Origin of the sequence: Mesorhizobium sp. B2-4-3 (genome assembly GCF_006442815.1) — a bacterium.
In the GTDB taxonomy this organism is placed as follows: domain Bacteria; phylum Pseudomonadota; class Alphaproteobacteria; order Rhizobiales; family Rhizobiaceae; genus Mesorhizobium.
On the sequence record NZ_VFVL01000001.1, the window covers coordinates 328,535 to 340,838 of the forward strand.

Annotated in this window: 15 protein-coding genes; 7 read left to right on the forward strand and 8 right to left on the reverse strand. The window is 63.3% G+C overall.

What is annotated here, in order from left to right:
* Nucleotides 1-32: 32 nt before the first annotated feature.
* Nucleotides 33-1,667 carry a tetratricopeptide repeat-containing sulfotransferase family protein gene (locus FJ956_RS01555; RefSeq protein WP_140676131.1) on the reverse strand — a complete coding sequence of 545 codons (1,635 nt, stop codon included), beginning with the start codon at nt 1,665-1,667 and terminating at the stop codon, nt 33-35.
* A gap of 192 nt (nt 1,668-1,859) precedes the next feature.
* On the reverse strand, nt 1,860-2,252 hold the full coding sequence (locus tag FJ956_RS01560; protein ID WP_140676134.1) for a Kazal-type serine protease inhibitor domain-containing protein: 393 nt from the start codon (nt 2,250-2,252) through the stop codon (nt 1,860-1,862).
* 449 nt (nt 2,253-2,701) lie between these two features.
* Here FJ956_RS01560 and FJ956_RS01565 point away from each other — a divergent pair, with 449 nt between their 5' ends.
* The 3 genes from FJ956_RS01565 (at nt 2,702) to FJ956_RS01575 (ending at nt 4,049) form a co-directional block, all read left to right on the forward strand.
* Entirely contained in the window at nt 2,702-2,914 is a 213-nt protein-coding gene (locus FJ956_RS01565; protein WP_006202520.1) for a cold-shock protein, read from the forward strand.
* Between the two features lie 237 nt (nt 2,915-3,151).
* A complete protein-coding gene (locus FJ956_RS01570) occupies nt 3,152-3,364 on the forward strand; it encodes a cold-shock protein (protein WP_006202521.1) in 213 nt (70 codons plus the stop codon).
* 271 nt (nt 3,365-3,635) lie between these two features.
* On the forward strand, nt 3,636-4,049 hold the full coding sequence (locus FJ956_RS01575; RefSeq protein WP_140676137.1) for a BA14K family protein: 414 nt from the start codon (nt 3,636-3,638) through the stop codon (nt 4,047-4,049).
* A gap of 77 nt (nt 4,050-4,126) precedes the next feature.
* Here the strand turns inward: FJ956_RS01575 and FJ956_RS01580 are convergent, their stop codons facing one another.
* From FJ956_RS01580 to FJ956_RS01590, 3 genes are all read right to left on the reverse strand, one after another.
* Nucleotides 4,127-4,768 carry an MBL fold metallo-hydrolase gene (locus FJ956_RS01580; protein ID WP_140676140.1) on the reverse strand — a complete coding sequence of 214 codons (642 nt, stop codon included), beginning with the start codon at nt 4,766-4,768 and terminating at the stop codon, nt 4,127-4,129.
* A gap of 311 nt (nt 4,769-5,079) precedes the next feature.
* Entirely contained in the window at nt 5,080-5,397 is a 318-nt protein-coding gene (locus FJ956_RS01585; protein ID WP_140676143.1) for a hypothetical protein, read from the reverse strand.
* A 147-nt stretch (nt 5,398-5,544) separates the two neighbouring features.
* Nucleotides 5,545-6,438, reverse strand: coding sequence for a branched-chain amino acid aminotransferase (locus tag FJ956_RS01590; protein WP_140676146.1), 894 nt, complete (start codon nt 6,436-6,438; stop codon nt 5,545-5,547).
* A gap of 259 nt (nt 6,439-6,697) precedes the next feature.
* On the opposite strand from FJ956_RS01590, the gene FJ956_RS01595 reads away from it, so the two are divergent.
* The 4 genes from FJ956_RS01595 (at nt 6,698) to FJ956_RS01610 (ending at nt 10,757) form a co-directional block, all read left to right on the forward strand.
* Entirely contained in the window at nt 6,698-7,225 is a 528-nt protein-coding gene (locus tag FJ956_RS01595) for a MarR family transcriptional regulator (protein WP_042647466.1), read from the forward strand.
* A complete protein-coding gene (locus tag FJ956_RS01600; RefSeq protein WP_095766537.1) occupies nt 7,212-7,931 on the forward strand; it encodes a response regulator transcription factor in 720 nt (239 codons plus the stop codon). Before FJ956_RS01595 ends, FJ956_RS01600 begins: the two co-directional genes overlap by 14 nt.
* A gap of 52 nt (nt 7,932-7,983) precedes the next feature.
* Entirely contained in the window at nt 7,984-9,399 is a 1,416-nt protein-coding gene (locus FJ956_RS01605; RefSeq protein WP_140676150.1) for an ATP-binding protein, read from the forward strand.
* Between the two features lie 293 nt (nt 9,400-9,692).
* Complete coding sequence (locus tag FJ956_RS01610; RefSeq protein ID WP_140676181.1) at nt 9,693-10,757, forward strand: glycosyltransferase family 1 protein; 1,065 nt, start codon at nt 9,693-9,695, stop codon at nt 10,755-10,757.
* Here the strand turns inward: FJ956_RS01610 and FJ956_RS01615 are convergent.
* From FJ956_RS01615 to FJ956_RS01625, 3 genes are all read right to left on the reverse strand, one after another.
* Entirely contained in the window at nt 10,749-11,108 is a 360-nt protein-coding gene (locus FJ956_RS01615; RefSeq protein ID WP_127251739.1) for a tRNA-binding protein, read from the reverse strand. The two genes, FJ956_RS01610 and FJ956_RS01615, sit on opposite strands and share 9 nt — an antisense overlap.
* An 18-nt stretch (nt 11,109-11,126) precedes the next feature.
* Nucleotides 11,127-11,627 carry a YbjN domain-containing protein gene (locus FJ956_RS01620; RefSeq protein ID WP_040989643.1) on the reverse strand — a complete coding sequence of 167 codons (501 nt, stop codon included), beginning with the start codon at nt 11,625-11,627 and terminating at the stop codon, nt 11,127-11,129.
* Between the two features lie 313 nt (nt 11,628-11,940).
* The gene (locus FJ956_RS01625) at nt 11,941-12,243 is read right to left on the reverse strand and encodes an accessory factor UbiK family protein (RefSeq protein WP_140676153.1); all 303 of its coding nucleotides are present in this window, start codon (nt 12,241-12,243) and stop codon (nt 11,941-11,943) included.
* Nucleotides 12,244-12,304 lie beyond the last annotated feature (61 nt).

Consider the following 12,304-nt stretch of genomic DNA (forward strand, 5'->3'; position numbering starts at 1 on the left):
GAGGCCGTTCGCAGGCCGGCCTCACCTCAATATCAGCCCAGCTTATCCAGCAGCGGCTTCAGCCGGTCCCCATAACGCTTCCACAGATCGACCGAGCCCTGATACATCGGCTGGCGCACCTGCGCCGCCGATGCGGTACGCACCGGCCGGTCCGTCTCGTGGAACGACAGCACCTTGTCGTCCCAGGGCAGGCCGAGATGCGCCATCAGCGCCCGTGTCTGCCCTTCCTGGTCGGCGACGAAATCCTCGTAGCGCACATCGTGCACGACTCCTGGCAGCACCTTGTGCCAATGCGCCATGATGTCGGTGTAGAGGTTATGGAAGTCGGCGAGCTCGCCGAGATCATAGCCATAACGATGGCTGTCGCCGCGGAAATGCACCTTGAAGATCGACAGGCACGTCGCCGCTGCGTCGCGCGCGCAATGGACGATCTTGGCCTTCGGCAGCATCATGTGCAGGAAGCCGACCAGAAGGAAGTTGCCCGGCATCTTGTCGGTGACGTGACGGCAGCCCGGATAGCGGCTATGCAGCATCTCGAGATAGGCCTGGCCGGCCTCGGCGAAGGCCTTGTCGGGCATGTCGGCGATGCCGGCGGGAAAGCCGCCCGGCATGCTCATCGGAAACTGCTTGCCGACGGCCGTCTTCAGGATGTTCAACTCGCCGGCGCCAAAGACCTGGCTGTGGCTGGCGATGATCTGCTCGACCAGCGTGGTGCCGGAACGCGGCATGCCGACGACGAAGATCGGCGTGTCGTCGGAAATGCCGCTTGGCTTGTGCTTTTCGAAGAAGGCTGTGTCGAAGGCCGCCTTCATCGCCTCGAATTCGCCGCGTGTGCGCGCGGGATCGTAGTTGATCGCCTTGCGGCGGATGGCATTGCCCTCGGCGAAATAGTCGAAAGCGCGGCCATAGTCCTTGAGGTCGTCATTGACCTTGCCCAGGCCGAAGGAGAGTTGCATGCGCGCGAGGCTGCCCTGCGGCGCCTTGGCGTGCTCGGCCTCCATGCCGGAAAGCTCCTTGTCGCGCTCGGTCTGGTGTTTGACCTGCGTGAGCAGCAGCCAGGCCTTCGCCATGTTCGGGGCGATCGCCAGCGCCTGGCGGGCCAGATCGGTTGCCTCGTCGAGCTTGCCCTTCTCCATCATCGCGACGCTCAGCCCGTAGAGCAGCTCGGCGTCCTTCGGCCGGATCGACAGCGCCTCGCGGAACAGCTTGATCGCCTCGTCCAGCCGCCCGGCTTCCTGCAGCGTTTCGGCGAGACCGACACGCGCGCGGACATGGAACGGGTTGCGGCCGATCGTGCCGCGATAGATCTCCTCGGCGGCGTCCAACTGCCCGAGCTGCGTCAGCGACGAACCGAGATTGTCGCGCGCGGCCAGTTGGTCGGGCCGGATATCGACCGCGCCGCGGAAGAAATCGACCGCGGCGGCGACGCGCCCGAGGTCGCGCATGACCGTGCCCATATTGTTGAGGAAGTCGGCATTCTCGGGTTGCAGCGTCACCGACTGCTCGATGAGATCGAGCCCTTCCTCGCTCCTGCCGGTCTGGTGCAGAAGCAATCCGAGGAAATGCAGCGCGGCGGCATGGTTCGGCTGCTGCCCCAGCACCTGCCGGTAGAACGCCTCGGCCTCCTGGCGGCGCCCCGCCTGATGCAGTTGCAGCGCCTTTTGCACATACGGGTCGAGCGGGCTGGCCGAGCCACCTGGCCTGCCGCCGGCGTTTGCCGCTCTTCTGTGATCTTTGCTAATGGGAAACCTGCCGTATTTGTTGGTCCGCCGGACCTAAGCCATGCGGGCAAGAGATTCAAGACAAAGCGTCTGCGCGCGTCGCGGTGTCCATTTGCGCGGATGGACACCGCGGTCTTCTCAGCACGGCCCGTCGCCGACGATGCGATAGTCCGCCGCGCGGGCCTCGCATGCGTTCGGGAAGGTGCGCACTTGCCCATGTCGCCTGGCGCAGACCGGCGCGTATTCGCGCGTGCAGAACGTCTGCTCCCCGCCACCGCCGCCGCCGTCGCGGCAAGGACCGTCGCGCACGATGCGGTAGCCTTCCCTTTCGGCCAGGCAGGCATTGGCGAAGGTCTGGCGGTCGCCGCCGCGCCGCGCGCAGACCGGTTCGTATTGCATGGTGCAGAGCTGCGGATGTGGCCGGGGCGGCCGCGGGCGCGGCCCATCGTCGACGACGACGGTGCAGGCTGCCAGCAGCGCGGACAGCATGAAAATGACGACGCCCTGCCGCGAGACCGCAAGAAGCCGCATATGTCCCTCCTCCATCCCGGCGCGTGATGCCGGCTCGCGATATCCTCGCATCCTGCGCGGTAAACGCAACCATCGTTTGTGGAGCGCACGACCCATGGTCGCTACCCTCATTCTGGCCCATGCTTGGCCCGTCCCTGGCCGATGACCGGTGATGAGGCCGGGGCTATCGAGGCCCCAGCGTTGGACGCGCCGCTGGCCGCCCGCGAGCGTCGTCTTGCAAGCATCACGTTTCCGTGTAATAAAAATCATGTTCGGGCATTTGCGACCCGGAGAGCGGAACGTTTTGGACGACCTTTCCCCGATAAGTGTGAATCTCTGACAACCCCGTTTTTCGGCGGGGGGTTTGACCATGCGCGAATGCATGACCGCCGAAGCAACCACCGGGATTTGCCCGAGGCGCGAGGCAGCGGGCGAACCACAAGACTGACACGGGTGAAGGAGTTTCCCCAATGGCCCAGACCGGTACCGTAAAGTTCTTCAATGCCACCAAAGGCTTCGGCTTCATCACGCCGGATGGTGGCGCCAAGGACGTGTTCGTCCACATTTCCGCGATCGAGGCCTCTGGCCTGCGCACGCTGGTCGACGGCCAGAAGGTCACCTTCGACGTCGAGCCGGACCGCATGGGCAAAGGCCCGAAGGCGGTCAACCTGCGCGCCGCCTGATCGCCGGAACAGCCTGCCCTTGCGGACGCAATGGTGCGGCAGGATCATGAACCGGCTTCTGGACAGGCCTGAAATTGCGAAGGCGCGACCGAAACGGTCGCGCCTTTTTTGCGCGCAAATGCTTGGATCGGCAGGCGAAAACTTTCTCTTGCCGATAGCGCTAAAATAAAGGACAAATTTCCTCTCGGGCAGTTTGCCGGCCCGAGACTTGACTTGATGGGATCAAAGGAGTTTCCCATGCCGCAGACCGGCACCGTCAAATTCTTCAACCATGCCAAGGGCTTCGGCTTCATCACGCCCGATGATGGCGCGAAGGATGTCTTCGTCCATATCTCGGCTGTGCAGGCGTCGGGCCTTCCCGGTCTTGAGGATGGGCAGAAAGTGACATTCGACACCGAGCCGGACAAGCGCGGCAAGGGTCCGAAGGCCGTCAATCTGTCGATCGGCTAAGCCAGCTCACGACGGATCCGACGGAGGCCTTTCAGGCGGGACCGCTCCCGCCCTGAGTGGATTGTGCCCAGGTCCGGAAAAGTCGCCCCGGCTTCAAAAAAATCGCCCAGGCTCCAAAAGTCGCCCGGGCTTGAAAATCGGCAAGCCACGAAAAATCGTTTGCGCCGACTTCCGTTCAGCCTCCGTTCAGCCACGGTCTTCTATTAACCTTTGCTAAAGCCGGTCCGTATCCCCCGAAAAAATGCCCGGGCCGGCGCGAAGGAGACCGAAAATGAACCGCTTTCTCAAGACCGCCATCCTGACCGCAGGCATTGCCGCGACCACCTTGGCCACCTTCTCGGCGGCCAATGCCGACGACTGGCGCTGGCACCATCATCGTAGTCACGGCGGTGACGCCCTCGCTGCCGGTGTCGTCGGCCTCGCGGCAGGCGCCCTGATCGGCAGCGCGCTCGCCAATCCCGGACCGAGATATTACGAACCGGCGTATGGTGACGACTATTATGTCGACCGGCCGGTGCGTCGCTACTACGTGCAGCAACCGCGCGTCGTCTATGCCGACCGCTATGCCGAGCCGTGGACCCGGGCCTGGTACGAGTATTGCTCGGACCGCTACCGCAGCTTCAATTCCCGGACCGGCACCTTCACCGGCAATGACGGCGACCAGCATTTCTGCGTCGCCAACTGACCGGATTCGGTCGAACATCGCCTGGGTTCCCTGCCCAAGAAAAGCGCCGCCCACAGCGGCGCTTTTCTTTTTGAAGGTCAGGTCAGAAACGGATTGGTCCGCCGCTCGTCGCCAAAGCGGCTGCCCGGGCCATGGCCGCAGATGAAACCGATGTCGTCGCCAAGCGGCAGAAGCTTGTCCTTGATCGAGGCGATCAGCGCGGCATGGTCGCCGCCGGGCAGATCGGTGCGCCCGATCGAGCCCCGGAACAGCACGTCGCCGACATGCGCGAACTTGGCCGCCCGGTTGTAGTAGACGACATGGCCAGGCGCATGCCCCGGGCAATGCAGCACCTCGAACTGATGGCCGCCGAAGGACACGACCTCGCCTTCGGTCAGAAAACGGTCCGGCACGCAATTGCGCACCGGATCGGTGAGGCCGAAGCGCTTGGCCTGGTTCTCGAGATTGGCAAGCAGTGGTTTGTCGGCCTCATGCGGGCCGATGATGTCGATGCCCAGCGCATCCTTCAGGTCCATCGCGCCGCCGGCGTGGTCGATATGGCCGTGCGTGATCCAGATCGCGCCGGCGGTGATGGCATTGTCCTTCAGCACCGACAGTATCTTGTCGACATCGCCGCCGGGATCGACGACGACGCCGCTCTTGTCGTCCATGTCGAACAGGATGGTGCAGTTCTGCTGGAAGGGCGTGACCGGCACGATGCCGGCATTGAGCTGACCCATGGCTTTCCTTTCTCGAGCAAGTCCAGGAAAAGTGCGACACGGTTAGGCTCGGCGCCTTCGCCGTAGCTCCAGTCCGGAATTGCGACAAGGACAAAGAGAGAGGGCGGTTTGCCGTTTCCGTGAAACGGTGAACCGCTCCCAGTGTCGCCCTGATGTAGAGGCCATGGCGGGCCGCGTCCACCGTCGAGCGAAGCGACGGCTCCAGCAAAGAGTTAGATCAGGATGGTGATCCAACGAAAGGTCATCCTGATCCAGAAAAGAAATGGGCGGCCGGAGCCGCCCATGCTGAGGCCCGAGGGTAAACCTGGGCCTTATTTCTTCATGGCACCCATGACCGCGCCGATGATGGCGGTCAGGATGGCGCCGCCGCCGGCGCCGCCAACGATGTTTTGAATGTTCAGCGCGCTACCCAGTCCACCGGCCGTTGCCGCGGCCGCCGCCGGATCGACCGCACCGCCACCGAGCAGGCTGCCCAGGATGGCCGCGCCGCCGACGCCACCAATCGCGCCGCCGAGGATTTTAGGAAGCTGACCCAGCGCCGCCTGCTTCAGCGCCGCGCCGACTGCCTGACCGCCGATAACACCTGTAATCACCTGAATAACGATCGCAACGAGCGTGTTCGTATCCATGTATCTAGTCCCTCCATAGCCGCCAGCCTCCTCGGGCCGACGCCATCATGAGACGCCGAATTGTTCGAAAGTCAAATGCGCGGGTGCTTAAATAAAAGGGGCGGCCCGAAAACCACCCCTATTGCACAAAAAAGCTGTGACTAAACGCTATTCTGCGGCAATCGCATGCTTTGGCTGCACCGCGGCGGAATAGTCGTTCATCAACGTCTTGGCGATCTCGCCAACCTCGAATCGGTACGGACCGATCTCCGAAACCGGCGTGACCTCGGCCGCCGTCCCGGTGAGGAAGCACTGCTCGAAACCTTCGAGGTCCTCAGGCATGATGGCGCGCTCGATCAATTCGAAACCGCGATCCTTCGCCAGGCCGATCACCGTGCGACGGGTTATGCCGTCGAGGAAGCAGTCGGGCGTGGGCGTATGGATCTTGCCGTCCTTGACGAAGAAGATGTTGGCGCCGGTGGCTTCCGCCACCTGGCCGCGCCAATCGAGCATCATGGCGTCGGCGTAGCCCTTGGCCTCGGCGGCGTGCTTGGACAGCGTGCAGATCATGTAGAGGCCCGCGGCCTTCGACTTGGACGGCGCGGTGCGCGGATCCGGCCGGCGCCATTCGGCGACATCGAGGCGGATGCCCTTGAGCTTCTGCGCGGGGTCGAAATAGCTCGGCCACTGCCAGATGGCGATGGCGCAGTTGATACGGTTGTTCTGCGCCGAAACGCCCATCTGCTCGCTGCCGCGCCAGGCGATCGGGCGCACATAGGCGTCCTGGAAACCCTGTTTCTTCAACAGCGTGCGGCAGGCCTCGTCGATCTCGGCGACCGGATAGGGAATCTTGAAGCCGAGCAGGCGCGCCGATTCATGCAGGCGCTCATTGTGCTCGGTCAGCTTGAAGATCTGGCCGCCATAGGCGCGCTCGCCCTCGAAGACGGCGCTGGCATAGTGCAGGCCATGGGTCAGAACATGGATCTTGGCGTCGGCCCATTTGACGAACTCGCCGTTCATCCAGATGAAGCCGTCCAATTGATCGAAGGGAACGGATGCCATGGAAACCTCCCGCGGGCGGGTGCCCGCAAATCGTTGTGTTTATGGCCTTTCGAACCGACCCCGCCACAGGATCCGAAACACTGGCCAATGCTTGAAACGTAGGCGGATATTCAATCCGTGGCAAACTCAGGAAGTTCCGGAAAAACGGCTTCCTCTTGCCTTTTTGTTCGCAATCCGCCGAAAAGCTTGTCAAAAATTATCATTGCCCGGAAATTACGTCAATAGTACTGACATAATTCCCGCCTCGCATGGAGGAATGATGACGAGCCCCGCAGCCGGTAAACCGATCAGGACGGCGATCGCCGATGAGGACGGCATCGATTTCGCCATCATCGAACTGTTTTTCTTCGCCTATCGCGATTTCACCTCCGATCCGGACCAGATCCTGGCCGATTACGGCTTCGGCCGCGCCCATCATCGCGTGCTGCACTTCGTCAACCGCAGGCCGGGCCTCACCGTCGCCGAACTGCTCGATGTGCTCAAGATCACCAAGCAGAGCCTCGCGCGGGTCTTGAAGCAGTTGATCGACACCGACCATATCGTCCAGGTGCAGGGTCCGCGCGACCGGCGGCAGCGCGAACTCTACCCGACCGCCAAGGGTCGCGCGCTGGCCTTGGCGTTGGCGCGGCCACAGTCGCGCCGCATCCGTGCGGCATTGGAGGACTCCGGAGCCACCGAACGCGCCACGATCGAGCGCTTCCTGGAAGCGATGGTCAATCCGGAACTAAGAGCGCAGATCGACATTGTGCCTGCGCAAACATCGGGGAAGAACCATGGAGACCATTGAGAAGGTCGATCATCCGTCAGCACCCGACGATGACGCGCCGCATCTTCTGGTCGTCGACGACGACACGCGTATCCGCAACCTGCTCAAGCAGTATCTGTCCGAGAACGGCTTTCGCGTCACCGTGGCCGGCAATTCCGGCGAGGCCAGGCGCAAGCTCGCCGGCCTCGACTTCGACCTTCTGGTGCTCGATGTCATGATGCCGGGCGAGACCGGTGTCGACCTCACCAAGGCGCTGCGCGCCGAAAAGAACGTGCCGATCCTGATGCTGACGGCGCTGTCCGAGACCGACAGCCGCATCACCGGGCTGGAAGCCGGCGCCGATGATTACCTGCCGAAACCGTTCGATCCGCGCGAGCTGATCCTGCGCATCAACAACATCCTGCGCCGTGGCGGACCGGCGGCGACGCCGAAGGTGGAGCAGCTGGTGTTCGGGCCCTACACGTTCCAGATCGCCAAGCGCGAATTGAAGCGCGGCGGCGAGGCGCTTAAGCTGACCGACCGCGAGCAGGAGATCCTCGCGATCTTCGCCGCGCGGGCGGGCGAGACCATACCGCGCCATGAGCTGGTGGGCGATGAATCGGATGTCGGCGAGCGGACCATCGATGTGCAGATCAACCGGCTGCGCCGCAAGATCGAGCGCGATCCGTCCAATCCGGTCTGGCTGCAGACGGTGCGCGGTATTGGGTATCGGCTCAGCGTCGAATAAGTTACCGTCGAAGGCCCTTTGCTGAACAGGCCATCGACGAGCGGAAGGGCGAATGGCGACCACGCAACTGGAACAGCCTGAAGGGGGCGGCCCCGGCGATCTCGCGCTGCGAACGCTGAGGGCGATGCCGCGCGCCTGGAACCGGTTCTGGCGCCTTGTCGCGCTCTACATGCCGAAGCGGCTCTATGCCCGCTCGCTGATCATCGTGATCGCGCCGATGATCCTGCTGCAGTCGGTGGTCGCCTTCGTCTTCATGGAGCGTCACTGGCAGACGGTCACCCAGCGCCTGTCGCAAGCGACTGTGCGCGACATCGCCGCCATCATCGACATGATGGAGACCTATCCGCACGACGCCGACTACGCCAATATCATCCGCGTCGCCCAGGACCGCATGCAGCTGAAGGTCGACCTTCTGCCGCCCGACCCGCTGCCGCCGCCCGGCCCGAAGCCGTTCTTTTCCATCCTCGACGAGGCGCTGTCGTCGGAGATCACCAGGCAGATCAACCGGCCCTTCTGGATCGACACGGTCGGCAATTCCAACATCGTCGAGGTCCGCGTCCAGCTGGAAGGCAAGGTGCTGCGCGTTTTCGTGCGGCGCAGCCAGGCCTATGCCTCGAACACCCACATCTTCCTGATCTGGATGGTCGGCACCTCGCTGGTTCTGCTGATGATCGCGGTGCCGTTCCTGCGCAACCAGATAAGGCCGATCCTGACGCTGGCCGAGGCCGCCGAGAGTTTCGGCAAGGGGCGGCCGATGCCGCGCGACTTCCGCCCGCGCGGCGCCGAGGAAGTGCGTCGTGCCGGCTTCGCCTTCATCCAGATGCGTGAGCGCATCGAGCGCCAGATCGAGCAGCGCACCGCCATGCTGACCGGTGTCAGCCATGACCTCAGGACCATCCTCACCCGCTTCAAGCTGCAGCTGGCGCTGGCCGGCGGCAAATCCGAGACCAAGGCGGCGCTGAACCAGGACATCGACGACATGCAGTCGATGCTGGAGGGCTATCTTTCCTTTGCCCGCGGCGAGGGGGCGGAGGACACCGGCCGTTTCGATCTCGAAACCTATTTCCAGAAACTCGGCGAGGAAGCGCAATTGCGCGGCTGCAGGCTCACGACGACGCTGACCGGCGATCCGACCGTGCATGTGCGGCCGAACGCCTTTGCCCGTTTGCTGTCGAACGTCATCGGCAATGCCTTCCGCTATGCCAAGACCGTCGAGGTCCACGCCAATCACGGCCGCGGCTCGCTCACCGTCACCATCGACGACGACGGCCCCGGCATCGCACCCGACAAGCGCGAAGAGGTTTTCAAGCCTTTCCTGCGGCTCGACGAGGCGCGCAACCTCGACGCCAGCGGCACCGGACTTGGCCTGTCGATCGCCCGCGACATCGCCCGCAGCCACGGCGGCGACATCGGCCTCGAGGACAGCCCGCTCGGCGGCCTGCGTGCCGTCATCAAGGTGCCCGCGTAGCCATAGCATGATCCCGAAAAGTGGAAGCCGGTTTTCGGACAAGATCATGCTCAATCAAAAGACAGGCTTCATCCGCCCGTCATGAAATCATGGTCAAGAGCGCGCATGAAGCGCGTGACCCTTGTTGATTCGGCCCTGCCGCCCCGCTTCGATCCGGCCCCTGCCCGGGCGCGCTGGAGCGAGGCGCGGCCTGCTGCCTGGTTGCCGTTCCGGCAAGGCGCCGGCGCGCCCAGGAATTATCGCGGCAAAGGATCGCCATGCGTATCGGGATCGCCACGCGTATCGGGATCGCCATGCGGATCCTGATGGTCACCGACGCATGGCGGCCTCAGGTCAATGGCGTGGTGCACACGCTGGAACGTCTCACCGAGGCGCTGAAACCCTTCGACGTCGAGCTCGATTTCCTGACGCCGAACCTCTTTCGCACCTTGCCGATGCCGACCTATCCCGACATCCGGCTCGCATTGACGACGCCGGGCCATGTCGCGCGTATGATCGAGGCCGCCAAGGCCGACCACATCCACATCGTCACCGAGGGTCCGCTCGGCATCATGGCGCGCCGTCATTGCCGAAGGATCGGCCGCCCCTTCACCACCAGCTACCACACGCGCTTTCCCGAATATCTCAGCGCCCGCCTGCCGGTGCCGGAGAGTTGGGCCTACAATTGGCTGCGCGACTTCCACAATTCCGGACAGGGCACGCTCGTCGCGACGCAATCGCTGGCGGACGATCTCGCGGCGCGTGGCTTCAACAAGCTGAGGCCCTGGACGCGCGGCGTCGACACCGACCATTTTCGTCCCGACAAGCGCAAGGAAACCGGATTTCCCCGCCCGGTCTTCCTGTGCGTCGGCCGCGTCGCGATCGAAAAGAACCTGACCGCCTTCCTCGATCTCGATTTGCCCGGCAGCAAGGTTATCGTCGGCGAAGGACCGGAGCTGGCAAAGCTCAAGGCGCGCTATCCCAAAGCGAATTTCCTCGGCCACCGCCCGAACGACGAGCTGGCCGAGATCTATGCGTCGGCCGACGTCTTCGTCTTCCCGAGCCGCACCGACACCTTCGGCAACGTCATCATCGAGGCGCTGGCCAGCGGAACGCCCGTCGCCGCCTATCCAGTGACCGGACCGATCGACATTGTCGGCGATGGCATCGGGGGGGCTGTATCGAACGATCTGGGCGAGGCGGCGATGAAGGCGCTTCACGTCGATCGCGCCGAGGCACGCCAGCGCGCGATGCGCTACAGCTGGCAGGCCTGCGCCGAAATGTTTCTCGACGTGGTCGACGAAGCGCTGGGAATGCCGCGCAAGCGTGCCGATCAGGATCAGCTGGCTCCAGGTCGCCCCAGGCTCGTCCTAGAATAAACGCCCGCCGTCCGGCACCTTGCGTTCGATGGCGCCGAGCACGACCGCGCCTTCTTCGTCGGGAAAGCCGAGCGTCAGCACTTCCGACATGAACGGGCCGATCTGGCGCGGCGGGAAATTGACCACCGCGAAGACCTGGCGGCCGATCAGCGTTTCCGGCGCGTAGTATTTGGTGATCTGCGCCGACGACTTCTTCACCCCGATCGCCGGACCGAAATCGATCTTCAGCTTGATCGCCGGCTTGCGCGCCTCCGGAAACGGCTCGGCCTCGACGATCGTGCCGGCACGAATGTCGACACGGTCGAAATCGGCAAAGCTGATCTCGGGCTTGCGCTCGCTGCTGGAACTCATCGGCGATATCGGCCTGGCTCAGGCGTTTCCGTGGGTCTCGAAGAGCACGCTGGATAGCGCGTCCTTGGCCGATGTACCCGACCAGACGACGAACTGGAAGGCCTGGAAATAGCATTCGCAGGCCTCCAGCGCCGAGGACAGCAGCACCTCGACCTGCTGGCTCGAGGGCTCGACCCCACCGGCAAGCAGCAGCGACTGCCGGAACATGATCGCGCCTTCCTGCTCCCACAGATCGAAATGCCCGAACAGCATCTGCTCGTTGATCAGCGAAAGCAGCCGCATCACTTCCAGCGCGCGCGTCTCCGGCACCTTGATGTCGAAGGCGCAGGCCAGATGCAGCGCCTCGAAATCCTCCATCCAGGAAAAGGAGACATGGTAGTCGGTCCAGCTGCCGGCCACCGAAATCGAAATCTCGTCGTCGCCGGCGCGCTCGAAGGACCAGTCGTTGTTGTGGGCCACCTGCTCGATGACGTCCACCGGGTGGATTTCGCGGGAGAATTCGAGTTCGAGGAGTTCCATGAATGCTTCCTGTGTTCAGGGGAGCGCCACACGCTCCGCGGGGCACACACGACGAACAATCTTGTCTAGAACTCGGACGGTCAGGACTTTCCAACGCAAAGACCCAACCGGACCCCACCGCCCGGCGCATGACCCTGCTTCGAATCATGCAACAAATTCAGTCTATTGATCGGGAGTCGCGTGAACAGCCCAATTTTTCGCACTGAGTCATCCGCATGTGGAAAGGTGGCTGTCACGGAGATTCATGCAATGCCGGTAAGCGATTCACGGCAAAGCGATTTTTCGGATCGCGCTATGTGGAAAAGTTTAACGATTATTTTTTTGCGCGCGGCTTTGCAGCACCCGCAGGTGCGGCTTGTCCGGTCAATTCGGCGAGCTTGGCCTCGAGCGCCTCGACGCGCGTCGCCAGCTGGATGTTGTCTTCCCTCGCCTTGACCGCCATCTCGCGCACGGCCTCGAACTCTTCACGCTGCACCACATCCATGGAATTCAGCATGCGCTCGGCCTGAGCCCGGAACGCCGTCTCCACTTCGCGCCGCACGCCCTGCGCGGCACCCGCGGCATCGGTCATGATTTTTGCGAATTCGTCGAGAATGCGGTTCGGTCCGGTCGACATGGCAGATCCTCGCTTTGTCGTTTTGACGTAGTGGCGCGCGCCGCGGAATGCAAGCGTGTCT